This window comes from Vreelandella piezotolerans, from assembly GCF_012427705.1.
GTDB classification, from domain to species: Bacteria; Pseudomonadota; Gammaproteobacteria; order Pseudomonadales; family Halomonadaceae; genus Vreelandella; species Vreelandella piezotolerans.
Window position 1 is genome coordinate 3800087 of sequence record NZ_CP048602.1, and the last position, 23241, is coordinate 3823327.

The following is a 23241-nucleotide window of genomic DNA, read 5'->3' on the forward strand; positions in this document are numbered from 1 at the left end:
CAGAGGTATAACGGCTATCGATGGACATACCTCATCAACGCTTAGTGTACTTCCGCGTTACCCTGGAATCTGGTTCTGTGCGCCGAGCGGCAGCGCGCTTGGATATCGCTCCCTCGGCCGTCAGCAGGCAAATTGCGCTGCTGGAAGAGGCCCTGGGTGCGACGCTCATGGAGCGCCAGCGCGACGGCATCTCACCTACTCCCGTAGGTGAGATGCTGCTTGAGTATTGTGAACGTCGTGGCGCCCTCGATGAAGGATTCATTGCCTCGCTGGAGTCCTATCAGCGCATGGAGACCGGCAAGATATCCCTGACCGTTGGCGAAGGGTTTGTCAGCGACTTGGTGGCTTCTCCTCTGCATGAGTTCACTCAACGCTATGCGGGCATTCAGCTCGACATCCACACGGCGGGTACCTCGGGCATCATCGAGGCGGTGGTGGGCGATCACAGCCACATTGGCTTGATGTTCCATGAGCGTACTCATCCCCAACTTCGTTTCTGGGCCTCCAGCCCGCAGCCGCTGATGGCGATTCTCTCGCCCAGTCATCCCTTGACCTGCCAAGCCACCCCGCTCACGCTAACTCAGCTTAGCGATCAGCCGATGGCCATGTGGGATACCACCCATGGCGTGCGTCAAATGGTCGATCAAGCTTTCCAGCAGGCTCGCATTGCCCCCCGCATGGCGATGAACACCAACTCCATGGTGATTCTGGCGCAATATGTCCGCAGCGGCATGGGCATTACCCTGCTGCCCGCGTTTGCCGTCGCCCACGACCTGGAAGTGGGAACGCTGGTAGCACGCCCCGTCGATCACCCGCTATTTCAGCGCTCTCAGGCCCACATGGTCACCCGTGTAGGGCGCCAACAGCCCAAGGCCAGCATCCTGCTACTGCGCCATCTACAGCGCTGGATGCAAGCCTTCCGCGACCCGGCGTTAGATCAGCCGACGCCACTGCCATAACCAAACGCCACGCTGGCTTCTGGCGCGGTTTCCACCCAGACGCTTTGTGGCACGGTGTATTCGCGTAGGCCATCCAACCCGCTGGAGCGACCAAAACCGCTGTCACCAAAGCCACCGAACGGTGACATCACGCTGATGGCCTTGTAGCTATTGATCCATACCGTGCCAGCACGCAGCTGACCGGCCACACGATGTGCCCGCGCCACGTCCTGGCTCCATACCGCCCCTGCCAAACCAAAGCGGGTGTCGTTCGCCAATCGAATGGCTTCCTCTTTATTGTCAAAGGCCATCGCGACGAGCACTGGCCCAAAGACCTCTTGTTGGGCAATCTCCATATCAGGGGTGACATCCACCAGCACGGTAGGCGCGATAAAATAGCCCTGGGCGTCGTCAGGCAAACCTTCAGGACGTTTGCCACCCGTCAGCACTCTCGCGCCTTGCGCTTCTGCGGCCTCGATCATGCGCGTTACCTGCTCGAATTGACGACGATTCTGCAGCGGCCCCATACGGGTGGCTTCATCGCTGGGCAGGCCCACGTGAATCTGCTCCGCCGCGCGAGCCAAACGCGTAGTGACTTGCTCAAATACCGAACGCTCGATCAACAGGCGCGATCCTGCCACACAGCTTTGGCCCGCCGCCGCAAAGATGGCCGCCTGGGCGCCAGCTACCGCTTCGTCTAACTTGGCATCGGCAAACACGATATTGGCGGATTTACCGCCCAGTTCTAATACGCTGGGCACCAGGCGGCGGGCCCCCGCCTCGGCAATCATCCGTCCACTTTGGGGCGAGCCGACAAATACCAATTTGCCTATGGCGGGATGGTCGGTCAGCGCCGCGCCGGTCGTTTTGCCTAGCCCGTTGACGATATTGATCAACCCCTTAGGTAGCCCACCACGTTCGAGTTGTTTGGCAATCACGACCGAGGTGAAAGGGGTCAGCTCGGAAGGTTTCAGCACCACCCCGTTGCCCGCCGCCATGGCCGGTGCCAGCTGCCAGGCACAGGTGAACATCGGCGCGTTCCAGGGCGTGATCTGCCCCACCACTCCATAGGGCACGTGGCGCACATAGTTAAGATGCGAGGTAGGCACTGGAATGACCTCGCCGTGCTGCTTGTCGCACCAGCCCGCGTAGTATTCGAACATCTCGCGCACTTTGCCTACTTCGGCCCGGCAGTCACGAATGGGCTTACCGGCCACCACGCTTTCTAACTGCGCCAGCGCTTCTTCATGGCCCTCTAGCGCACGTATGGCAGCATTCATGCGCCGCCCACGCTCGCTGGCGGTCAGCGCCATCCATTCGCGTTGCCCCCGCTGCGCCGCTTGTGTCGCCCGCTCAATCAAGCCCGCACCCGCATCGCGGTAGCTGACCAGCGCATCCCCCGTCGCCGGGTTGATCAGCGTGATCTCTTCACCTTCTCCGGCCACCAGATCACCATCGATCCAGTTGCTCAACGGCGTTTTTGCCGCTAACCCAAAGCCGTTTAGGAGTGCGGCAAGCTGGTCGCTGGCGTGTTGGCTAAGTGAATTCATTGGTTACCCTCCGCTTGGCTGGCACGGGCTAAAATCGGCGTGGTGATATGGTTGAAGTCATCGCTATCGGTGGGCTGTTCGGTGTTGTCGTGCCAAGCATCGACAACCATTTGTAGCAGCGGTAAAGGAAGGCCCAACTGCTCAGCCGCCTCCCGCGCCAGGCGCAGGTCTTTACGCATCAATCCCGTGGTAAAGCCAGAGTCGAAGCGCTCGCTCAGCACCCACTCGGGGAAATTCACCTCACTGATAGCGCTACGCCCGGAGCCGCTATTGATGCCTGCCAGACAAGCAGCGGGGTCAACACCGGCTTGGGCGGCCATGGCAACTGCCTCGGCGGTCGTGATCAGGTGCGCCGCACACAGGTAGTTATTGGCCAGTTTCACCACATGGCCGCTGCCTGGGCCACCCACATGGGTGCATTTGGCGGACATCGCCTCCAACATCGGCCTGACCCGTTCAATGGTGGTTTCATCGCCGCCTAGCAGCATGCCTAGCTTGCCGCTGGCCGCCCCTTTGGGGCCGCCGCTGACCGGGGCATCCAGCCAATGAAGCCCTGCGGCCATCACTTTTTCAGCCAATTCACGACTCATGGCAGGGTCACTGGTAGAGGTATCGACAATCACACTGCCCCGAGGCGCCCGCGCGAGTAAACCAGGGGAGGTTTCAAGCACCTCACGCACATGGGCTGAGGTCGGCAGCGATAGAAGGTAGACATCACTGGCTGGTAGGGCATCAGGCGTCACAACATTCAAGCCAAGTGATGCGAGCTTGGTACGCGCGGCGTCAAAGACATCCGTGCCGGTTACAGCAAACCCTGCTGCTTTAAGCGTGAGCGCCATATTGCCGCCCATCTGTCCCAACCCAATCACCGTCAACGATAAAGACCTTGAGGTTTGAGGCATCACAAAACTCCTTACAGTGCAGAAAACGCTGAATGCTGGGTAGACGCTCCCCTACCCAGTGGGCATAAGGAAGCGAATAACGCGAGTTAAACCGTTTGGCTATTTAGACCAAGAGCGCTTTGACCAACTCCACCCAGTAGCGCGTTCCTAGCGGCAATAGCGCATCGTTAAAATCGTAGTGGGGGTTATGCAGCGACGCCGAGTCCTCACCGTTGCCCATCCAGATGTAAGCACCGGGCCGTTCGGCAAGCAGGAACGAGAAATCTTCGGACGCCATGCTAGGTGGCGGGTTACGCAACACATTTTCTTGGCCTAGCAAGCCCGCTAATACCGTTGCGCAGTGCTGGGCATGCGCTGGCGTATTGATCGTGGCGGGGTAGCAACGCTGGTAATCCAGCTCAACGGCTAAACCATGGAAGTCGGCCAAGCTAGCAATCGCCTGTTTGAAACGCGCTTCTAGGCGTTCTTTCAGCGCCATATCGAAACAGCGTAGCGTGCCGCGCAGCGCCACCTGCTCGGGAATCACATTGAACGTGTCTCCCCCGTTGATGCTGGTCACACTCAGCACCGCCGATTTATCCGGTGGCGTTTCACGGCTTATCAGGCCTTGCAGTTGGCTGATCAGTTGGCAACTCGCCAGCACCGTATCAATGCCTAGATGCGGCATCGCTGCATGGCAGCCTTTACCGGTCAATGTCAGGCTGAAAATATCAAACGCGGCCATGACGTCGGTATCGTGCACCGCTGCCACACCAACGGGCAGCCCAGGCCAGTTGTGCAGGCCGTACACCGCGTCCATCGGAAAGCGCTCGAACAGGCCGTCCTCCACCATGGCACGGCCACCGCCTTCGTTCTCTTCGGCGGGTTGGAAGATGAACACCACCCGCCCTTTGAAGTCGGGCTGCTGCTTCAGCGCCCAGGCCGCCCCCAGCAACATCGTGGTATGGCCGTCGTGACCGCAGGCGTGCATCTTGCCCGGCGTCTGCGAGGCGTAGGCAAGCCCGGTCTCTTCACGGATATCCAGGGCATCGATATCGGCCCGAAGGCCGATCGTTTTACCTTCACCCTGCTGACCGTCTAACGCGGCGACCACGCCCGTTCCAGCGATTCCAGTGGTCACTTCAAAGCCCCACTCACCGAGCAGCGCGGCGATACGTGCACTCGTGCGCTGCTCCTCGAACGCCGTTTCCGGATGCTGGTGGAAATCGTGTCGCCAAGCGGTGAGTTCTTTACTATCAGGCAAGGGTATTGACGTCGCCATGTTTTGTATTCCTTAAAGCATCACGTGAGCCACCACCGCCGACCCAATAAAGGTGCCGGTGAAGACGAGAAGGGCCACAATGACCAGCTTCCAGCCGGTCTGCTTGAACATCGAGAATTCACGGTGGGTCAGCGCTAGTCCGGCATACGCCAGTACGGGGGTGACCACCGCCAAGAAATTCACCTCTGCCAACTGCCCAATGATCCAGCCGTTACCCGGAAAGACGGGGAGCGTCGCGATGATACTAATCAGCGAGACCCACGCCACACTAGGCAGATAAAAAGGGCATAGCCGCCCGACCACTAAGCCGATGATGACCATGACATACAAAATTAGCATGCCAGGCAGCGCATCCAACAAAGGCGAGCCGTTGACGATGTTGCTAAACCACGCCGCCACACAGACAGCCGCCAGCACAAGGGCTGTTTTACCTAGCTGCTGTTCGGGGCGCAGCTCTTTTAATGCCTCAGCGTCGAACTGATCGACGGTGCTCTCATGAGTTTTCATGGCGAACCTCCTGACGGGTACCCTTCAAACGCGTAAACATCCACTCGGTGACCGGTAGCGCAATAAAGAGCGATACATACAATCCGGTGGCGTAGGTGAGCAGATTGCTGGCGCCGGCAAAGGCAAGCAGCTCATCTTTGGCGGCAGGGACGGCTTCTGCCAACGCTGCCGAGCATGCCGCTACCATGCTGCCACTGCCGACACCGCAGGCCATGGCCAGCGCGCGGATATCGAGGATATCTAGCGAGGCGATGTAGCCCGCCATCAGGGCAAAGTAGAGCGTACCGAACATAGTACCCACCACGTACACGCCCATAATGCCGATGCCTTCAGGGCTTCTTAGCCCGTAACGGTCTGAAATAATGGCAATGTTGGGTTCGCGGGCAATGGAGTAGGTCGCACCAATCGCTTCCCGGCCCATTTTGAGCACGAGTACCGCAAAGGGCAGCGCGATCAGCATGGTGCCAAGATTCCCCAGCTCTTGAAGAATCAGCGCAGGACCCGCCGCGATAATTTGCTCGATCGCTGGCCCAATGGTGGAGCCAAACTTGGCAATGAACGGCAAAATGGCGATCAGAATGATGGGGCCCGCGGCATGACTCACCGGCTTGGGAATGGCCTTGCCCATTGCTGAAAAGAGATGAGGATTGAAGAGTACGCCAATGATAAACGCGTAGAGGAGTGGTAATAGTAGTAATGTTCCCGGCCCAAGCGGAATCCGAATGATGCCGATCCACTCGGAAAACATCGACGTCAGTATCACCAGAAGATGTAGACGCCAGTCCAGCAGCAGTTTTAGATCCATGGGAGTGATCCTATTTTTTTTAGAGTCACTCCGAGTATCGAAAGGTTACTGTTTCAATCATAGCGTTTTGGTGCACTAATTTTTAGAACACATGGCCGCGATAGCATTAGCGTTGATAGGTCAAGAGCGACATCATCGTTGCGATGCCTCTATACTAACCAAGACTAAAGTCTAACATCACTTGTCACACGAGCCTCTATGCCCCTGACCCATTCCCTGCGCCGCCTTTGGACACTGGACAAGTTCGCTTACAGCCTGCGGGTGTTCATCGCCTTCAGCGGGGCGCTGCTGTTGAGCGGGCTAGCGGGGGATGTGGCACTGGTCATTCCGCTATTTTTGGGCATCATTGCCAGTGCCCTCTCCGAGACCGACGATAGCTGGCAAGGGCGTTTGCAGGCACTGGTAGTGACGCTGCTCTGCTTTGCATCGGCGTCGTTCGTGGTGCAGTGGCTGTTTCCGTGGCCGTGGCTATTTGCGGTCGGCTTGGCGCTCTCTACCTTCACGCTGATCATGCTGGGGGCGATTGGCCAGCGCTACGCGACGATTGCCTCGGGTACGCTGATTCTGTCGATCTACTCCATGATCAATATCGAGCAGCACGGTGGCGTGGATGAAGACGTCGCCTCGCGCCAGCTGCTGCTTTTGGCCGGAGCGGCCTGGTACGGCGCGATTTCCGTGGTGTGGTGTGCACTGTTCTCCCGCCAGCCGGTCAAGCAGAGCATGGCGCGGGTCTACAAAGCCCTGGGGGAGTTCTTGATCTTGAAGTCGGCGCTGTTCGAGCCGGTACGCGGTGTGGATGTCGAAGCTCGCCGCGTGGCATTAGCACGGCAGAACGGCCAAGTGGTGGAGGCGCTCAACCAAGCCAAGGAGATGATTTTTCGCCGCCTGGAGGGCCAGCGCGGCAACCGTAAGCTCAACCGCTACCTGCAAATTTACTTTATCGCCCAGGATATCCACGAACGGGCCAGCTCCACCCACTACCCCTACAGCGCGCTTACTGACGCCTTTTTCCACCACGATGTGCTGTTTCGCTGCCAGCGGCTACTCGACCAGCAGGGCCGCGCCTGCCGCCAGCTGGCCAAATCGCTGCTGCTGAATCGCCCTTTTAGCCACGAGCAGAGCGAGCAGGCGCTAGCCGACCTGCGCGCCTCGATCGATAATCTGAGCGAGCGCGGCAAGCCCGAATGGCGGCCACTGATGCGCCCGTTGAATGCCTTAGCGGACAACCTCACCACGCTCGAGGCGCAGATTGCCAGCGCCCACAACCCGGATACCGACGACGAACGCCGGGATAGCGCGCTCTACGACCGCTCTCCTTCGAGTCTGCAGGAGGCCTGGAAACGGGTGCGGCTCAATATCACGCTAGGCTCGCCTACCTTTCGCCACGCGGTGCGCCTAACCACCGCGCTAGTGGCGGGCTATGGGCTGCTGCAATGGCTCGATCCCCAGCAAGGGTTCTGGATTTTGCTGACCACGCTGTTCGTATGTCGACCTAACTTTGCCACCACGCGGCGCTTTCTCTCCCAGCGGATAGTGGGCACGGTACTCGGGCTGGTGGCAGGCTGGGCCTCCATCAGCCTGTTTCCCCAGCCGCTAATCCAGAGCATGATTGCCGTGGCGGCGGGCGTGTCATTCTTTGCCAATCGTGAAAAGCATTACGTGATCGCCACGGCCTCGATCACCCTGCTGGTGCTGTGCAGTTTCAATCAGGTGGGGGATGGCTTCGACCTTATCTGGCCGCGGCTGTTCGATACGTTGATCGGCTCGCTGATTGCGGGACTGGCGGTATTTTTCATTCTGCCGGACTGGCAGGGCCGCCGCCTCTACCGTGAGGCCGCCAAGGTGCTGACCAACCACCGCCGCTACTTGGACGAAATCGTCCACCAGTACGAAGAGGGCAAGCAGGACGACCTAGCTTACCGCTTGGCACGGCGCAATGCGCACAACGCGGATGCGGCGCTCTCGACCCTGCTCACCAACATGCTCCACGAGCCAGGGCACTACCGGAAGCAGGATGCCGACAACGGGCTGCGCTTTTTGGTGCTCTCCAACACGCTGCTCAGCCACCTCTCCGCGCTAGGTGCCCACCGCCACCGGCTGGCAGAGGATGAAGACGATGCCACCCTCGTGCCGCAGGCCAAGCGGATCAGCGCCTTACTGGAACAGCTAGCGGAACAGCTGGATAAACGCCTACCCGTGGAGCCGCTGACCGCGCCTGCCAACGAGCTGCTGAGCCAGCTAGGTGAGCACGGCGGCAGCGGAGAAGAGAATGCCATCACGCTCTATCGACCCATTCAAAGCCAGCTGCGCCTGATTGCCGAGCAGCTTGGCCCCTTGAGCGATGCCGCCCATCGTTTGACCGATTCGAACGCAGAGTCGCTGCACGCCCTCGATACGGCCACGTGACCCTTGGCCACGCCTCGATGCCACTTCACTACACCGCCATTACACCTGCCCGTAGCGGCCCGCCGCCTCGCCCAGCCAGCGGCGCACCAGCACGGCAGTGACCTCGGTGTTGCCCTGGAGCGCCTGAGCCAGGGCGGTGACCCGCTCTAGCTGGTCGGCATCGCGCTCTAGATCGGCGATTTTCATCTGTGCGAGGCCGGTTTGGCGAGTCCCTAATACCTCGCCAGGGCCGCGGATTTCCAAGTCTTTTTCAGCAATACGGAAGCCGTCGGTGGTTTCCCGCATCACGCCGAGCCGTTCCCGAGAGCTTTTGGAGAGCGGTGGGTGGTACAGCAGCACGCAGAAGCTTTCGGTGCTGCCGCGTCCCACCCGGCCGCGCAGCTGATGAAGCTGGGAAAGCCCCAAACGCTCAGGGTTTTCGATGATCATCAAGCTAGCGTTGGGCACGTCGACTCCCACCTCGATCACCGTGGTCGCCACCAGCAGGTCGAGCTCACCGGCTTTGAAGGCCTCCATCACCTCGGCTTTTTCGGCCGCCTTCATACGCCCATGAATCAGCCCGATGGCCAACTCGGGCAGCGCCTGGGTGAGTTCATCGCGGGTCACTTCAGCGGCCTGGCACTGCAGCGCCTCCGACTCTTCGATCAGCGTACACACCCAATAGGCTTGGCGACCGTCACGGCAGGCGTTGCGAATACGCTCGACCACCTCGGGGCGGCGCTCGTCCGACACCACCACGGTTTTCACCGGCGTGCGTCCCGGCGGCAGCTCGTCGATCACCGAGACGTCCAAGTCCGCATAGGCGCTCATCGCCAGGGTGCGGGGAATCGGCGTGGCGGTCATGATCAGCTGGTGGGGCGTCAGTCCACCGGCTTCGCCCTTTTCCCGCAGGGCAAGGCGCTGGTGAACGCCAAATCGGTGCTGCTCATCGATGATCGCCAGCCCCAGACACTGGAAATGCACGTCGTCTTGAAACAGCGCGTGGGTGCCCACCACCATACGCGCTCGACCGTCGGCAATGGCGGCTTTGGCATCCAGCCGCGCCTTGCCCTTCAGCTTGCCTGCCAACCACGCCACTTCGATGCCCAGCGGCTCGAACCACGCTTTGAAGGCGCGGTAGTGCTGTTCGGCGAGGATCTCCGTGGGCGCCATCATCGCCGCTTGGCAGTTGCCCGCCAGCGCCGAGAGCGCCGCCATGGCCGCCACCACCGTCTTGCCCGACCCAACGTCCCCCTGCACCAGGCGCAGCATGGGCGCGGGGCGGGCCAGGTCGAGGGCTATTTCTTCCAGCACCCGACGCTGGGCACCGGTGAGCGCAAACGGTAGCTGCGCCAGAAAGCGCGTTTGCAGGCTGCGCCCCGACGGTAGCTCCGGTGCGCCGTCGGCCTGGATACGCAGGCGCACTTCCCGCAGGCTCAGTTGATGAGCCAACAGCTCTTCCAACGCCAGGCGCCGCGTGGCGGGGTGGTGGCCATGGGTCAGCTGCTCCAAATCCACGTCCGGCGGCGGCTGGTGCAATAGCTGCAAGCTAGCGTGCAGCCCCGGCAGTTGGAAGCGCTGGCGCAGGGCATTGGGAATCACATCGGGCAGCGTTTCGGGCGCTTGCTCTAAAAGGCGCAGCGCCTGCTGGGTCAGCGCCCGCAGACGGGTTTGGTGCAGCCCCTCGGTGGTGGGGTAAATCGGCGTGTAATACTCCTCCACCGGCGTTTCGCTACCGCCGCTAAGACGGTATTCCGGATGATAGATCTCAAGCCCCGTGGCGCCTGCCCGAGCTTCGCCAAACGCCCGAACGGTCACGCCGGGGCGAAGCTGCTGCTGTTGCGCGGGCGAAAAGTGGAAAAAGCGCAGGCTCAAAATGCCGCTATCGTCGCGCAGACGAATCAGCAGGCTGCGCCGTCGCCCTTTGACGATATCGCTGGCGGTCACTTCCCCCTCGACCACCGCTTCATGGCCTGCGCGGAGCAGGCCAATGGGGGTGAGTCGCGTGCGATCCTGGTAGCGTAGCGGCAAGTGAAACAGCAGATCACTCACGCGCTCCACACCTAGGCGGGCCAGCTTGATGGCCAGCGCCTCGCCTACGCCCTTGAGCGCCGTCACCGGTGCGGACAGCTCACTCATGGGGCTTGCTTCACCTTATGCACAGGCTGCTGGCACTGGCTGATCGCGTTGGCCAATGCATCGATGGCCTTCGGGCGCGGAAAGCTGGCACGCCAGGCAATAGCCACCGTGCGCGAAGGTGCCGGTTCCACGAAGGGGCGGCTAACCAGCATGGCGTTCTCGTACTGGTCGGTGCCGAGCGCCGACTGCGGCAGCACGGTAATCCCGAGTTTGGACGCCACCATATGGCGAATCGTCTCGAGCGAGCCGCCTTCGGCAATCAGGGTATTGTTGGGACTGTTGAGCTTTTGAGTAATCGCAGGGCAAGCTTCGAGGATTTGGTCGCGGAAGCAGTGGCCTTCGCCCAGCAGCAGCAGCCGCTCTTCTAATAGATCCTCTTTATGGATCGCCTCGCGCTCGACCCACGGGTGGCTGGCAGGCATCAACACCTCGAAATGCTCGTCGTAGATCGGCTTGGTGACCACGTCGGTTTCGGTAAACGGTAGGGCCACGATGATCACGTCCAGCTCGCCGCTACGCAGCTTGGCGCGCAGCGTGCCGGTCATGCCCTCTTCGATATACAGCGGCATTTGCGGGGCAGCGCTGGCCAGTGCTGGTACCAAATGGGGGAATAGGTAAGGTCCAATGGTATAAATCGCGCCGATGCGCAGCGGGTTAGCGAGCTGGTCTTTGCCCGCGCTGGCCAGCTCGTAGATCAAACCGCTCTGTTCCAATACGCGCTGGGCCTGGGCAACGATCTTTTCGCCCAAGGGCGTGACTTGCACGGTGGATTTAGAGCGTTCGAACAGCGGAATGTCCAGCTCGTCTTCGAGTTTTTTCACGGCGACCGAGAGCGTCGGCTGGGAAACATGGCAGCGCTCGGCGGCGCGGCCAAAATGGCGCTCTTGGGCAAGGGTTACGATGTAGCGAAGTTCTGTTAAAGTCATAGCAATGCCAGTGGCATCCTCTCGTTGCAGCTCGAGTCATCGTGTTAGCGAGACGGAAAAGGACAGACAAGCCCTATTGAAGATGGCACATCTCATAGGGACTTTGTATCTGATAGGGAATATTTATCAAGAGGGGTGAGCAAGGTGAAACTAACGGTACTGATTATCGGCTGTGGAGACATCGGCGTCACGCTTGGACAAGAGCTGCTAAACGATGGGCATCGCGTGATAGGTGTGCGCCGCCAAGCCAACGCATTAGAGCATACCGGCATCGAGCCGCTATCCCTCGATCTCAACGACCTGGAAGGAGCCGACGCCAGCGCCCTGCCCCAAGCCGACTACGTGATTTACACCGTCAGTGCAGACCGCTTCGAAGAGAGTGCTTACCAAAGCGCCTATCCAGACGGTCTCAAGCGTGTGCTCAGCGTACTGGAGCAGCACGACACACCGCCACGGCGCATCTTCTTCGTCTCCTCTACCAGTGTCTATGGTCAGCAAGAGGGCGAGGTGGTCAACGAGGAGAGCCCCACGGAATCCACTAGTTTCTCCGGCACCCTGATGTGCGAGGCCGAACAGGCGCTGCTCAATCACCCGCTGCCCGGCACCGTGGTGCGCTTCTCCGGTATTTATGGCCCAGGGCGTGATCGTTTGATTCACCAAGTGGCCGAAGGCCGACTGGCCGCCGTCACGCCGGTGATCTACTCCAACCGCATTCATCGGGACGACTGCACCGGCATTCTGGCGCACCTGATCCGCTGCCAGGAGAGCGGCACACCGCTGGCCGACCTTTATCTCGGTAGCGACTGCGAACCGGTGACCATGCACAACGTGATGGCGTGGTTGGCCAAACAGTTGAAGGTGGAGTCCACCGACACCATGCAGTCGCCGCTGCGCCGTCGTGCCAGCAAGCGTTGCGACAACCGCCGTATTCTCGAAACTGGCTACACCTTCCGCTATCCGACCTACAAAGAGGGCTATGCCCAGGTGTTGAAAGAGGGCGGTTTTTTAGAGTTGCAAAAAGCCTAGCGCTCTAGCCGCGAGTCGATTGGAACGCTAGAAAACGCAAAGAGCGAGCCTCATCGGCTCGCTCTTTTTGTATGCGTCGGTGTCACGCCGTTTAGTCGCCGATCACCATCACGGCTTCGGCTTCTACTTGGCTGCCTTTGGGCAGCGCCTTCACGCCGACCGCCGCACGCGCCGGGAACGGCGTGGAAAAGAACTCTTCCATCACCTTGTTGACGATCGCAAAGTTGTCCAGATCGACTAAATAGAGGTTGAGCTTGACGATATCGCCCAGCGACCCAGCGGCTTCTTCACACACGGCCTGCAGGTTGGTAAAGACCTGACGCGCCTGAGCTTCGAAATCGTCCGAGACGATTTCCATGGTGTCTGGGTCGAGCGGAATCTGGCCCGACAGATACACCGTGTTGCCTGCTTTGATGGCCTGGGAATAAGGGCCGATGGCGGCAGGGGCCTTTTCTGTGTTGATAACCGCTTTGTTGCTCATGGGGTGTCCTTCTCCTGTAAAAATGAAACGTTGCTTATTATTGCCATGGCTGACGCCGCCAGCGTGAAACGCCAGCCGTCGACGCATGGGTGTTTAGTTAGCGGTACGGGTAATTTTGCCAACGTTGGGCAGGTTACGGATGCGTTTAATGATGCGGGCGAGGTGGACACGCCCTTTGACCGACAGCGTGAGATTGACGGTGGATAGGCGCGCGTCGCGCTCTTCGATACCAATGCGCTCGATATTGGCATCGGCATCGGTCACCAGTCCCGCCAGCTCGGCCACTAAGCCACGGCGGCTTTCGATTTCGATACGCAGTGCCACCGGGAAGTCTTCGTCGATGTGTTCCGACCACTCCAGCGCAAACAGCTTTTCGGGATCGTTTTTACGCTCGGCGAGATTTTTACACTCGCTGCGGTGTACCACCAGCCCTTTACCGACCGAGAGATGTCCTACCACCGGGTCGCCGGGCAAGGGGTGGCAACAACGGGCAAAGTTGATCACCATGCCTTCGCTGCCGCTGATGACCACGGCCTTGTCGTTGCTGTCAGACAGTGTCTTATCGAAGCTGTCGCCATGGGCGACATCCACCAAGCGACGCGCGACCACGTGCGCCATGCGGTTGCCTAACCCCAACGACTCGAGCAAGGCATCCAGCGACGGTGCGTCCAGCTGCTCGAGCGCCTGCTCGAAGATACTCTCGTCGAGCTCTTCCAGGCTCGTTTCGAACGGTGCCAGCGCCTTGTTGAGCAGTCGACGGCCCAGCATCACCGCCTCCGCCTGCTGCTGATGCTTCAACGCATGGCGAATGGCGGAGCGCGCCTTGGCCGTGGTGACGAAATTCAGCCACGCCAGATTGGGACGCGCGCCGGGGGCAGTAATGATCTCCAGCGTCTGGCCGCTTTCCAGCCGCGTGGAGAGCGGCGCGAGGTGACGGTCGATCCGGCAGGCGATGCAGTTATTGCCGATATCGGTGTGTACGCTGTAGGCGAAGTCGATCACCGTGGCGCCCTGGGGCAGCTCCATGATGTCGCCTTTCGGGGTGAACACGTAGATATCGTCGGGGAACAGGTCGTTCTTGACGTGCTCGATGAACTCCAGCGAATCCCCCGCGTGGCGCTGCATCTCCAAAAGCCCCTTCACCCAGGCGCGGGCGCGAGCGTGGCTACCTTCGGCAATCGGGTGCGCGGTCTGGCCGGCTTTATAGAGCCAGTGGGCAGCGATCCCGTTATTGGCCATGGCTTCCATCTCTCGGGTGCGGATCTGCACTTCGATGGGCATGCCCCGCTGGCCAAACAGCGTAGTGTGCAGGCTTTGATAGCCGTTCGCTTTGGGAATCGCAATGTAGTCTTTGAACCGCCCCGGCACCGGCTTATAAAGGTTGTGCACGACGCCTAGGATTCGATAGCAGCTCGCCACGTCTTCGGTGATGATCCGAAAACCGAAGACATCCATGATCTCGATGAAGGGCTTACGCTGATCGCGCATCTTCTTGTAGATCGAGAGCAGGTGCTTTTGGCGACCAATCACCGTGCCTTTCAGGCCTTCATCGTCGAGGCTCTGCTGCAGAGATGACTGAATTTCCCGCATGGCGCTGCGACGATTGCCCCGCGCACTGGCCACGGCGCGCTTGATACGCTCGGCGCGCATGGGGTGAATCGCCTGGAACGAGAGGTCTTCCAGCTCGACACGAATGGTATTGATACCCAACCGACCCGCAATACGCGCATAGATTTCCAGGGTTTCCCGGGCGATGCGGCGCTTTTTGTCAGGGCGTAACGCGCCCAAGGTGCGCATGTTGTGCAGTCGGTCGGCCAGCTTGACGATGATGACGCGAATATCCCGCGACATCGCCAGCACCATCTTCTGGAAGTTTTCCGCCTGAGCAACGGCTTTGTCTTCGAAGGTGATCTGGGTAAGCTTGGAAACACCGTCGACGAGCTCGGCTACCGGCTTGCCGAACTGGGCCGCCAGGGCTTTTTTGGACACGCCGGTGTCTTCGATCACGTCGTGCAGCATGGCGGCCATCAGGCTTTGATGGTCCATGTGCATGTTGGCGAGAATATTGGCGACCGCCAGCGGATGGGTGACGTAAGGTTCACCCGAGCGGCGGCGCTGGCCATCGTGGGCCTGCTCGGCGTAGTAGAAGGCGCGCTTGACCTGCTGGATCTCGTCCGGGGGTAAGTAGCCGCCGAGTCGATCGGCCAGGTCATCGATGGTGAACATGTACCGCGCCTCTAATCGCTGCCTGCTTAATCGTCGATTTGAGTGCTAGGCGTCATGGCGGGACGCGCGCGCACCGGCGCTTCGACCGGCTCGTCCAGAACGCTGTGATCCACCAGGCCTGCGGCGATTTCGCGCAGCGCCATGACGGTGGGCTTATCGTTTTCCCAGGGCAGTTGAGCATCGCGGGAGCCGCGGGCCAGCTGGCGAGCACGCTGGGTGGAAATCATCACCAGTTTGAAGCGGTTTTCTACATTTTCCAGACAATCTTCAACGGTTACGCGAGCCATGGGGCCTTCCTGTAATGACGACGCCGGGCCGGCGTTGTTGAACAACGTCGCCGACCCAGCGAAAAGAGTGGTGATAGGACCTGATAGATTACTCGACGCTAGGCGCCTGTGACAAGAGTGCATCGAGCAGCGGCGCGTGGCGTTCCTGCATGGTGGCGCGCGTCAAGCGGCGGCTGATCACCAGCGATTGGAGTTCCTGAAGCGCCGTGGTGAAGTCGTCGTTGATGACCAGGTAGTCGTACTCGTCGTAGTGGGACATCTCACTGACTGCATCGCGCATGCGTCGGGCAATCACCGCGTGTTCGTCGGTGCCACGGCTGGAGAGACGTCGCTCCAGCTCGCTACGCGATGGCGGTAGGATGAAGATCGACACGGCAGAAGGCATCTGCTCGCGTACCTGCTGCGCGCCCTGCCAATCGATCTCTAGGATGACGTCTTGCCCCGCGTCTAGCAAGGTTTGGACCGACTGACGCGACGTGCCATAGTAATTGTCGAAGACCTTGGCATACTCGAAGAAGTCGCCGCGGTCGATCATCGCTTCGAAGTCAGGCACTTGGGTAAAGTGGTAATTGACGCCATTGACCTCACCTTCGCGTTTGGCACGCGTGGTATGCGACACCGACACCTGAATACCGTCCAGGCTTTCGATCAGCTCACGAACGAGGCTGGTTTTACCCGCGCCCGACGGGGCAGAAACAATAAACAGCGTACCCTGGGACATGAAGCGCTTCCCTAGTTAGTCAAAATGGTCGTTCGTCATCACGCAGGCTGGCCACTGCCGACGTCATAGGGTGCGCAGTATCGCACACCCATGGCAGGGACTGTAGCGTTTCCAAACAGCCGCAAGGAGGTCAGCATGCGCAGCACATTGTTCATTTTATGCTTGATTGCGCTGGGAGTGGCGCTGCAAAAAGGGATGATCGAGATTCCCCGGCACTGGGCTCCCTGGGCGCCGTTACACGTCGATGACCCTATCACGCCCATTACCCAACTGAAGCTCAAGCGCTTGAACGACGACCGCACCGCCTGCCTCGCAGCGCTCGACACCGTGCCCGAAGGCGAACTGCGCTACACGCCACTGGCCGATTACACCCCTACCGCCAGTTGCCCACTCAGCAATATCGTACGCATGCAACGCAGTAGCGTGCGCTTCAACCAGAGTTTCGTGGCCTCCTGCCCGCTAGCGCTGGCGTGGGTGATGTATGAACGCCATGCGTTGCAGCCTGCCGCACAGGCCATCATGGGTAGCCGGGTCGCCCAAGTGAACCATGTGGGTAGTTTTGCCTGCCGCAACGTGTATGGCCGTGAGACGGGGCGACGCAGCGAGCACGCGACCGCCGAAGCGCTGGATGTGGTGGGGTTTCAGTTCGAGAACGGCCAGCGAATATCGCTCATTAGCGACTGGGACGATACGGGTAACGCGGGAGCGTTTTTGCGAGCCGCGCGAGATGGCGCGTGTGAGACGTTCGGCAACGTACTTGGTCCTGAGTACAACGCCGCGCATGCCGACCACTTTCATCTAGGCATGCGCGGTTTTAGCCTATGCCGCTAGGCAGTTGAGTTATTCGAGGTTGATATCCTCTTCATCGGTGGCTGCCCCCGTGGCGGCACCCACACCACCACCAATGACAGCCCCTTGTGTGACGCTACCACCGGTCACGGCAGCGGCCCCTGCACCCACCGCCGCCCCGACACCGGCACCGCTGGTTGCCCGCTCACCGGTCGTGGAACCACAGCCCGCCAGCCCGATGGTCAGTGCAGCAATGGCGCTCAACGTGACAAGACGCGAAGTATTCACTGAAGTATGCATAGGTCACCTCCTTATGGATTGCACCTTTACACCCTAGGAACGATACGCGCTTTTTGCCACTTTAAATGACATCAGCATTTATTTAGCCATACCTTATTTACAACCATGAGCAACCGTTGGTTGCGCTGACCCCGTGCGCTTCTCCAGCCAGCGCCCCCAGGCAAAAATCACCAGGCCACACAGCGCAAGCCCCGACCCGACCAGTCCCGTGCTCGACCAGCTAAACCCAGCGCTAATCGCCAAGCCCGCCAGCCACGCGCCCAGCGCATTGGCACCGTTGAATGCCGCGTGGTTCATGGAGGCCGCCATGGTTTGGGCATCTTCGGCCACGTCCATCAGCCGCGTTTGCAACGACGGGGCCAGCGCAATGCTGGTGCCGACCAACCCCACGAACAGCAGTCCCGACCACACCTGGTTGGCAGCAAAGTAGAACAGCCCCTGCACCACAGCGCACCACACCAAAATGGTAGGAATGGCCCGCATCAGGTTTTTATCCGCCATGCGCCCGCCCACCAAGTTACCGGCGATGGAGCCCAGGCCAAAGATGACCAACACCAAAGGTCCCAGCGCTTCGCTCATGCCCGCCTGCTGGGTCAGCGTCGGCATGACATAACTGAAGATCGAAAACATACCGCCGCAGCCGATACAGGCAATCGCAATGGTCACCAGCACGCGCTGTTTGACCAGTGCGGAAAGCTCTCGCAACGGGCTGGCGTGAGCATCGACAGGCTGCACAGGCACAAACAGGCGAATCAACAGCGCCGTGAGCAGCGCAATGCCGCCGACCGCCGCAAAGGCGATCTGCCAGCCCAACAGGTTACCCGCCCAGGTGCCCAACGGCGCACCGATTAGGATGGCCACCGTCAGCCCCATCATGACGCGGGCGATGGCGCGCGCCCGTTGATCGACCGGCACCGCGCCGGCGGCCACCAGCGCCGCCACACCAAAATACGCCCCATGGGGCAGCCCTGCTAAAAAGCGCAGCCCGACGAACGACCAAAATCCCGGGGCCATGGCGCTGGCAATGTTGCCCAAAGCAAATACCAACATCAGTGCGATCAGCAGGGCTCGTTTAGGCACCCGCGCGGCCAGTGTCGAGATTAGCGGCGCCCCCACCACGACCCCCAGCGCATAACTGCTGATGGAGTAGCCTACTTGCGGCACGCTCACGGCTAGGTCTTCCGCCACGCGGTTCATCAACCCCATGATGACGAATTCGCTGGTGCCGATGCCGAACCCGCCCAGCGCCAGCACGAACTCCGCCCATCGCGGATGCCGCGCCAGCTCCGTTGATGATGATTGCATACCTCTCTCCCCAGGCGCTGTGTAAAGCGCCTGTTCACTGAAACGATCCTGGTTAACCGCAAATGATGGCAGGATTAGACGAAAGTAGAAATATACGACGCTAAAAAAGTTAGCATGCAAAGGGCAAGGCACTCTGCACTTTCGCGTCATCATCAAAGTAGCAACTGCTAGGATGTTACGATGCTCTATTGATCAAGAGAGGTGGCCATGACTCCCTGTACCCTCGAGCGCGCCATGCAGGCCTTGGCCAGCGCCGATCCCGACATTGCTCGCGCTTACCCCTTGGTCGGTGCGCCCAACCCGCGCCAGCGCAACCCGGGGTTTGCCACCTTCTTTTCGACCATCGTCAGCCAGCAGATCTCCACCGAGGCCGCTCGGGCGATCATGGGCCGGGTGAATACGCTGCTGCCCGAACTGCATGCCAAGGCGGTGATGGACGTAGAAGGCCAAGCACTGCGCGATGCAGGGCTATCGTGGCGTAAGATCGAGTACGCCAAAGGACTGGCAGAGGCGGAGCTTGCGGGTACGTTTAGCGCCGATGGTTTGGCGCATCTCAGCGATGACGAGGCCATTGCCGCGATTACCCAACTGCGTGGGTTTGGCCGCTGGAGCGCGGAGATCTACCTGATGTTCTCGCTCCAGCGCCCCGACATTTTCCCCGCCGACGATCTTGCGTTACGTGTCGCGCTGGGCCGGTTGAAGGGCCTGGAAGAGAAACCTACGCCGACGCAGGCCCGACAGTTGGTAGCGCACTGGTCGCCCTGGCGCAGCGTAGGGTCGCTGTTTTTATGGCACTACTACCGCGGCGAGCCGGTGTAGAAGCAGCGCTTATCGACTTGGGCCTGCGCGTATGGCGTCATCGTCGGCGCCCTCCTCGTAGCCTTGGCTACCCACCGAGACGCGCCCTCGTCGCACGCGAAGAACGTCCGCCATGATCGCCAGGGCGATTTCCGCCGGGGTTTTGCTGCCCAAATCGAGGCCGATGGGCATGTGGATACGCTCGATCTCTGCCTCGCTCAGCCCGCCGGTTCGGCGCAGGCGCGCGGCCCTGGCTCGGGAGGTTTGTCGAGAGCCCATGACGCCAATGTAGCTCGCCGGGGTTTTGACCGCTTCCATCATGGCCAGGTCGTCGATTCGCGGATCGTGGGTCACGGCCACCACGGCGGTCGACGACGTACACATCCCCGGCAGGGCAATGTACTGGGACGGCAATTGGGGAACGAACGTCATCCCCTCGGGCCACTCGACACTGGCCGTGACCTCCTCCCGCGGATCGCATAGCACGACCTGATACCCCAACCGCAGGGCGAAGTGCGCGCACGCGTCGGCCACCGAGGAGTATCCGGCGAGAATGAGTTTGGCCACGGGCCCCACGCGCAGGAGCACGCTCTCCCCATGCGCCTCGTAGCACACACGCGGCCCGCCAGCGCTCGCGGGCGCCAGCGACGCGGCGCCATCGGCCAGGCTGACGCGTCGCAGCAACTCCTGCTCACCGGCCAGCGCCGCGCTGAGCTGTTCGAAGTGCTGAACGTTCGCCGACGTCGCCTCGCGTCGCTCGACCAGCACATCGAGTATGCCGCCACAGGGCAGGCGCACCTGGAGATGGCCATCCCCACTCCCGGGGGCGCCATAGCGCACGATCACGGCGGGCATCGTGTACTCACCGGCCATCACCCGTGCGAGGAAATCCTCCTCGACACACCCGCCGGAGAGCGACCCCACGTGGTCACCGCTGGCGTTGGCCACCATGATGGAGCCCGGCTCCCGTGGGGACGAGCCAAAGGTCGACAGGACCGTGCAGTACCAAACCGTGTCGCCGCCCCTGGCCCACTCAAGGGCCTGCGCGACAACTTGGGCATCCAGACTCTGCATGCTCAAGTACTCAGCTGGTCAGCAACGGGCAATTGCCGGATACGCTTGCCCGTCGCCGTATAGATCGCGTTGCACAAGGCAGGAGCGACCGGCGGCAAGCCGGGCTCGCCGACGCCTCCCATGGCATCACCGGGATTGTCGATGAGATGCACCCTCACGACCTTGGGCGCATCCGGCATGCGGGGTATGAGGTACTTGTCGAAATTGCTCTGCTGGGCGACCCCGTCTTCAAAGGTCACTTCGCTCTTCAGCGCAATACCGATTCCCATCACGCACGCTCCTTCGAGCTGCGAGCGGATCCGCTCGGGGTTCGCCTGCGGGCCGCAATCGAAGGCGATGTCCGCCTGATGGATGATCACGCCGCCCTCGCTGTCGACTTCCACATCGAAGACGATCGCGGTATACGACACGAAGCTATGGTGAAACGCCAGCCCCAATCCACGCCCCTCGGGCATCTCGCGGCCCCAGCCCGCTTGCTCGGTGGCGCGCTCGATGACCCGGCGCAGGCGCGCGGTATCGATGGGATACAGGTCAGGGTTTTCACCGTAATTCCAGCCGTCCCCCAGGGTCAGGTTATCGATTTTGCGGTCGGGGCCGAGCAGCGCCAGCGCGTACTCTTTGTGGTCGCGGCCAGCGGCCACGGCCATTTCATGGGCAAAGCTCTGGATCGCCCAAGCGTGAGGCAGGTTGTAGACGGCGCGAAACCAGCCGATGCGCACATGGGCGGGGGCAGGCGGGTTTTCCAGGCGCACCGAGGGAATGTCGAACGGCATCGTATTCAGGCCCATCCCCAGCTCGAACGCTTGCTTATGCTCAGGGTCCGGGGCAAACAGCGAGGCAATGCTGGGCGACAGGGTGCGGTGGAGCCAGCCCGTGGCGTTACCGTCGGCGTCGAGACTCGCCTCCAGATGGTCCACGGAGACCGCGTGAAAAAAGGCGTGCTGCACGTCGTCTTCACGGGTCCACTGCAGTTTGACCGGCCGGCCCTCGAACGCCTGGGCCACCCAGGCCGCTTCGCTCACGAAGTCCGGCTTGGACTTACGCCCAAAGCCACCACCCAGCAGCGTTTGATGGACGGTCACGTTCTCTAGCTCAAGCCCCAACACACTGGCCACCCCCTCGCGGGCGGCTCTGGGGTGCTGAACCGGCGCCCACGCTTCGGCTTTGCCGTCTTGGACACGCACGATGGCTACCGGGGGTTCCATGGGGGCCTGCGCCATGTGCGGCATATAGTACGTCGCCGCGACGCGCCGGTGGGCGCTACTCAGCGCGGCGTCCACATCGCCGGACTGACGAACCACCTTACCCGGCGACTGCGCCGCCTGCTCCAGCGCTTGCCGGTAAGCTTCTGAACGATAGTCGGCGTTATCGCCCGCGGCGCCGGTATCCCACTCGATGTTCAGCGCCTTGCGCCCCTCGATGGCCGCCCAGGTATTCGAGGCGATCACCGCAATGCCGCCCAGCGGATTGAATGCCGCGGGCTGTGTCGCCGTGTCGATGCGCATCGTTCGTTGAACACCGGGCACCTTGAGCGTTTCGCTGTCGTCGACGCTTTGGATGGTCGCCCCGTACACCGGTGGGCGAGCCACCACGGCGTAGAGCATGTCGTCCAGCGCCACGTCGGCGCCGAAGATCGCTTTACCGCTGACAATATCCTCGCCATCCGATGCCTTGGGCGACGACGACGTCAACTCACCGTTGACCCAGCCGCTCTCCTTGCCGACGAAGCGCAGCTCACTATCGGACTTCAACACCAGATCATTTCTGCTCGGCACGTCCAATTCACGCGCCGCCTCGGCGAGCTCGCCAAAGCCCAGCTCCCGCCCGGTGGCCGGATGGGTCATCTTGTGCAAGTCGGCGTGGACTTCCCAGACCGGCACTTCCCACCGCTGGGCAGCGGCCTGCTGTAGCATGAGTCGTGCCGCAGCCGCAGCGCGGCGAATCGGATCGTACCAGTGGCGCATGCTGCGGGAACCGTCGGTATTTTGGTTACCGTACTTCTCTTGGTCGGCGGGTGCTTGCTGCACGCGCACCTGCTCCCACTGCGCGCCCAGCTCATCGGCCGCCACCATCGCGAGACTGGTGCGAATCCCCTGGCCCATCTCGGCACGATTGTTGATGAACGTCACCAGGCCATCGGTATCGATCTGGATGAACACGTTGGGATCGTCCACCCAGGCACCCGGCATGGCGCCCGCCCCAAACTGCGCCTGTTGATTGGCCATGCTCATGTCCCAGCGAGCCGCCAGCAGCAGCGCCGACATACCGGCGATGCCTTTCAACACGCCCCGACGGCTGACGTTGGCCAGCAGCAATGCATTGCGAGAATCGCTCATGAGTTGGCCTCCTCACCGGCGGCGCGCTCCACCGCCGCCAAAATGCGGTTGTAGGTGCCACAGCGACACAGGTTGCCTGACATGGCGTCGATGATCTCCTGGGATTGCGGCGTCGGGTTGTGCTTGAGCAACCCCGTCGCGTTCATGATCTGGCCACCCTGGCAGTAGCCGCACTGGGCGACCCCTAGGTCCAGCCACGCCTGCTGCACTTTTTGGCCAACGGGGTCGTCCGCCATGGCTTCGATGGTGGTGACTTCACCGGTGACGGCAGAGACCGGCATCACGCAGGAGCGGGTCGCCACCCCATCGATATGCACGGTGCACGCGCCGCACTGGGCAATGCCACAACCGAACTTGGTGCCCTTCATGCCCACGACATCGCGAATCGCCCAAAGTAGGGGCATCGTGTCGGGGATATCGAGTGAATGCGACTGTCCATTGATGGTCAGGTTGATCATTGGTCTCTCCCAGTCCCGGTTATTGTC

General features: G+C 61.0%; 21 protein-coding genes. 5 read left to right on the forward strand and 16 right to left on the reverse strand.

Annotated features, from left to right (window positions below; all coding sequences use genetic code 11):
• Nucleotides 1-20: 20 nt before the first annotated feature.
• Nucleotides 21-959, forward strand: a complete 939-nt coding sequence (locus GYM47_RS17495; protein WP_153843574.1) for a LysR family transcriptional regulator — start codon at nucleotides 21-23, stop codon at nucleotides 957-959.
• Here GYM47_RS17495 and GYM47_RS17500 read toward each other — a convergent pair.
• The 5 genes from GYM47_RS17500 to GYM47_RS17520 form a co-directional block, all read right to left on the reverse strand.
• Entirely contained in the window at nucleotides 938-2488 is a 1551-nt protein-coding gene (locus GYM47_RS17500) for an aldehyde dehydrogenase family protein (protein ID WP_153843575.1), read from the reverse strand. The two genes, GYM47_RS17495 and GYM47_RS17500, sit on opposite strands and share 22 nt — an antisense overlap.
• Nucleotides 2485-3390, reverse strand: a complete 906-nt coding sequence (locus tag GYM47_RS17505) for an NAD(P)-dependent oxidoreductase (protein WP_139526116.1) — start codon at nucleotides 3388-3390, stop codon at nucleotides 2485-2487. The genes GYM47_RS17500 and GYM47_RS17505 overlap by 4 nt, the downstream gene beginning before the upstream one ends.
• Before the next feature lie 103 nt (nucleotides 3391-3493).
• A complete protein-coding gene (locus GYM47_RS17510) occupies nucleotides 3494-4651 on the reverse strand; it encodes a M20 aminoacylase family protein (RefSeq protein WP_139526117.1) in 1158 nt (385 codons plus the stop codon).
• Nucleotides 4652-4663: 12 nt separating this feature from the next.
• Nucleotides 4664-5158, reverse strand: a complete 495-nt coding sequence (locus GYM47_RS17515; RefSeq protein ID WP_139526118.1) for a hypothetical protein — start codon at nucleotides 5156-5158, stop codon at nucleotides 4664-4666.
• Nucleotides 5145-5963: a DUF3100 domain-containing protein gene (locus GYM47_RS17520; RefSeq protein WP_139526119.1), complete on the reverse strand. Its 819-nt coding sequence runs from the start codon at nucleotides 5961-5963 to the stop codon at nucleotides 5145-5147. Before GYM47_RS17520 ends, GYM47_RS17515 begins: the two co-directional genes overlap by 14 nt.
• A gap of 198 nt (nucleotides 5964-6161) precedes the next feature.
• Between GYM47_RS17520 and yccS the strand changes: the two genes are divergently transcribed.
• Nucleotides 6162-8369 (forward strand): YccS family putative transporter, encoded by a 2208-nt coding sequence (yccS, locus tag GYM47_RS17525; RefSeq protein ID WP_153843576.1) that lies wholly within the window; start codon nucleotides 6162-6164, stop codon nucleotides 8367-8369.
• A 39-nt stretch (nucleotides 8370-8408) separates the two neighbouring features.
• On the opposite strand, the gene recG is transcribed toward yccS, so the two are convergent.
• Together recG and GYM47_RS17535 are read right to left on the reverse strand one after the other, a co-directional pair.
• Complete coding sequence (recG, locus tag GYM47_RS17530; RefSeq protein ID WP_153843577.1) at nucleotides 8409-10487, reverse strand: ATP-dependent DNA helicase RecG; 2079 nt, start codon at nucleotides 10485-10487, stop codon at nucleotides 8409-8411.
• Entirely contained in the window at nucleotides 10484-11413 is a 930-nt protein-coding gene (locus tag GYM47_RS17535) for a hydrogen peroxide-inducible genes activator (protein ID WP_139526122.1), read from the reverse strand. The genes recG and GYM47_RS17535 overlap by 4 nt, the downstream gene beginning before the upstream one ends.
• Nucleotides 11414-11557: 144 nt before the next feature.
• Between GYM47_RS17535 and GYM47_RS17540 the strand changes: the two genes are divergently transcribed.
• Nucleotides 11558-12439 (forward strand): SDR family oxidoreductase, encoded by an 882-nt coding sequence (locus GYM47_RS17540; RefSeq protein ID WP_139526123.1) that lies wholly within the window; start codon nucleotides 11558-11560, stop codon nucleotides 12437-12439.
• 91 nt (nucleotides 12440-12530) lie between these two features.
• Here GYM47_RS17540 and GYM47_RS17545 read toward each other — a convergent pair whose 3' ends face one another.
• The 4 genes from GYM47_RS17545 to gmk form a co-directional block, all read right to left on the reverse strand.
• A complete protein-coding gene (locus GYM47_RS17545) occupies nucleotides 12531-12920 on the reverse strand; it encodes a RidA family protein (protein WP_139526124.1) in 390 nt (129 codons plus the stop codon).
• 93 nt (nucleotides 12921-13013) lie between these two features.
• Nucleotides 13014-15146 (reverse strand): RelA/SpoT family protein, encoded by a 2133-nt coding sequence (locus GYM47_RS17550; protein ID WP_139526125.1) that lies wholly within the window; start codon nucleotides 15144-15146, stop codon nucleotides 13014-13016.
• A gap of 26 nt (nucleotides 15147-15172) precedes the next feature.
• Nucleotides 15173-15433 (reverse strand): DNA-directed RNA polymerase subunit omega, encoded by a 261-nt coding sequence (gene rpoZ / locus GYM47_RS17555; protein WP_139526126.1) that lies wholly within the window; start codon nucleotides 15431-15433, stop codon nucleotides 15173-15175.
• Nucleotides 15434-15521: 88 nt separating this feature from the next.
• Nucleotides 15522-16154 carry a guanylate kinase gene (gmk, locus tag GYM47_RS17560; protein ID WP_153843578.1) on the reverse strand — a complete coding sequence of 211 codons (633 nt, stop codon included), beginning with the start codon at nucleotides 16152-16154 and terminating at the stop codon, nucleotides 15522-15524.
• Nucleotides 16155-16289: 135 nt separating this feature from the next.
• On the opposite strand from gmk, the gene GYM47_RS17565 reads away from it, so the two are divergent.
• Nucleotides 16290-16985 carry an extensin-like domain-containing protein gene (locus GYM47_RS17565; RefSeq protein ID WP_139526128.1) on the forward strand — a complete coding sequence of 232 codons (696 nt, stop codon included), beginning with the start codon at nucleotides 16290-16292 and terminating at the stop codon, nucleotides 16983-16985.
• Nucleotides 16986-16994: 9 nt separating this feature from the next.
• On the opposite strand, the gene GYM47_RS17570 is transcribed toward GYM47_RS17565, so the two are convergent.
• Nucleotides 16995-17243 (reverse strand): hypothetical protein, encoded by a 249-nt coding sequence (locus GYM47_RS17570; protein WP_139526129.1) that lies wholly within the window; start codon nucleotides 17241-17243, stop codon nucleotides 16995-16997.
• A gap of 93 nt (nucleotides 17244-17336) precedes the next feature.
• Nucleotides 17337-18548 (reverse strand): MFS transporter, encoded by a 1212-nt coding sequence (locus GYM47_RS17575; protein WP_153843579.1) that lies wholly within the window; start codon nucleotides 18546-18548, stop codon nucleotides 17337-17339.
• 207 nt (nucleotides 18549-18755) lie between these two features.
• Between GYM47_RS17575 and GYM47_RS17580 the strand changes: the two genes are divergently transcribed.
• The gene (locus GYM47_RS17580; protein ID WP_153843580.1) at nucleotides 18756-19367 is read left to right on the forward strand and encodes a DNA-3-methyladenine glycosylase family protein; all 612 of its coding nucleotides are present in this window, start codon (nucleotides 18756-18758) and stop codon (nucleotides 19365-19367) included.
• Nucleotides 19368-19376: 9 nt separating this feature from the next.
• Here the strand turns inward: GYM47_RS17580 and GYM47_RS17585 are convergent, their stop codons facing one another.
• From GYM47_RS17585 to GYM47_RS17595, 3 genes are read right to left on the reverse strand one after another with little or no spacing between them, the layout of a single operon-like run.
• Entirely contained in the window at nucleotides 19377-20420 is a 1044-nt protein-coding gene (locus GYM47_RS17585; protein WP_153843601.1) for an XdhC family protein, read from the reverse strand.
• Between the two features lie 2 nt (nucleotides 20421-20422).
• A complete protein-coding gene (locus GYM47_RS17590; protein WP_153843581.1) occupies nucleotides 20423-22756 on the reverse strand; it encodes a xanthine dehydrogenase family protein molybdopterin-binding subunit in 2334 nt (777 codons plus the stop codon).
• On the reverse strand, nucleotides 22753-23214 hold the full coding sequence (locus GYM47_RS17595; RefSeq protein WP_139526134.1) for a (2Fe-2S)-binding protein: 462 nt from the start codon (nucleotides 23212-23214) through the stop codon (nucleotides 22753-22755). The genes GYM47_RS17590 and GYM47_RS17595 overlap by 4 nt, the downstream gene beginning before the upstream one ends.
• Nucleotides 23215-23241 lie beyond the last annotated feature (27 nt).

What these genes read in the sequence shown, in the direction of transcription:
- GYM47_RS17495 (WP_153843574.1), top strand. Translation starts at nt 21, where the DNA reads ATGGACATACCTCATCAACGCTTAGTGTACTTCCGCGTTACCCTGGAA.
- GYM47_RS17500 (WP_153843575.1), bottom strand. Translation starts at nt 2,488, where the DNA reads ATGAATTCACTTAGCCAACACGCCAGCGACCAGCTTGCCGCACTCCTA.
- GYM47_RS17505 (WP_139526116.1), bottom strand. Translation starts at nt 3,390, where the DNA reads ATGCCTCAAACCTCAAGGTCTTTATCGTTGACGGTGATTGGGTTGGGA.
- GYM47_RS17510 (WP_139526117.1), bottom strand. Translation starts at nt 4,651, where the DNA reads ATGGCGACGTCAATACCCTTGCCTGATAGTAAAGAACTCACCGCTTGG.
- GYM47_RS17515 (WP_139526118.1), bottom strand. Translation starts at nt 5,158, where the DNA reads ATGAAAACTCATGAGAGCACCGTCGATCAGTTCGACGCTGAGGCATTA.
- GYM47_RS17520 (WP_139526119.1), bottom strand. Translation starts at nt 5,963, where the DNA reads ATGGATCTAAAACTGCTGCTGGACTGGCGTCTACATCTTCTGGTGATA.
- yccS (WP_153843576.1), top strand. Translation starts at nt 6,162, where the DNA reads ATGCCCCTGACCCATTCCCTGCGCCGCCTTTGGACACTGGACAAGTTC.
- recG (WP_153843577.1), bottom strand. Translation starts at nt 10,487, where the DNA reads ATGAGTGAGCTGTCCGCACCGGTGACGGCGCTCAAGGGCGTAGGCGAG.
- GYM47_RS17535 (WP_139526122.1), bottom strand. Translation starts at nt 11,413, where the DNA reads ATGACTTTAACAGAACTTCGCTACATCGTAACCCTTGCCCAAGAGCGC.
- GYM47_RS17545 (WP_139526124.1), bottom strand. Translation starts at nt 12,920, where the DNA reads ATGAGCAACAAAGCGGTTATCAACACAGAAAAGGCCCCTGCCGCCATC.
- GYM47_RS17550 (WP_139526125.1), bottom strand. Translation starts at nt 15,146, where the DNA reads ATGTTCACCATCGATGACCTGGCCGATCGACTCGGCGGCTACTTACCC.
- rpoZ (WP_139526126.1), bottom strand. Translation starts at nt 15,433, where the DNA reads ATGGCTCGCGTAACCGTTGAAGATTGTCTGGAAAATGTAGAAAACCGC.
- gmk (WP_153843578.1), bottom strand. Translation starts at nt 16,154, where the DNA reads ATGTCCCAGGGTACGCTGTTTATTGTTTCTGCCCCGTCGGGCGCGGGT.
- GYM47_RS17565 (WP_139526128.1), top strand. Translation starts at nt 16,290, where the DNA reads ATGCGCAGCACATTGTTCATTTTATGCTTGATTGCGCTGGGAGTGGCG.
- GYM47_RS17570 (WP_139526129.1), bottom strand. Translation starts at nt 17,243, where the DNA reads ATGCATACTTCAGTGAATACTTCGCGTCTTGTCACGTTGAGCGCCATT.
- GYM47_RS17575 (WP_153843579.1), bottom strand. Translation starts at nt 18,548, where the DNA reads ATGCAATCATCATCAACGGAGCTGGCGCGGCATCCGCGATGGGCGGAG.
- GYM47_RS17580 (WP_153843580.1), top strand. Translation starts at nt 18,756, where the DNA reads ATGACTCCCTGTACCCTCGAGCGCGCCATGCAGGCCTTGGCCAGCGCC.
- GYM47_RS17585 (WP_153843601.1), bottom strand. Translation starts at nt 20,420, where the DNA reads ATGCAGAGTCTGGATGCCCAAGTTGTCGCGCAGGCCCTTGAGTGGGCC.
- GYM47_RS17590 (WP_153843581.1), bottom strand. Translation starts at nt 22,756, where the DNA reads ATGAGCGATTCTCGCAATGCATTGCTGCTGGCCAACGTCAGCCGTCGG.
- GYM47_RS17595 (WP_139526134.1), bottom strand. Translation starts at nt 23,214, where the DNA reads ATGATCAACCTGACCATCAATGGACAGTCGCATTCACTCGATATCCCC.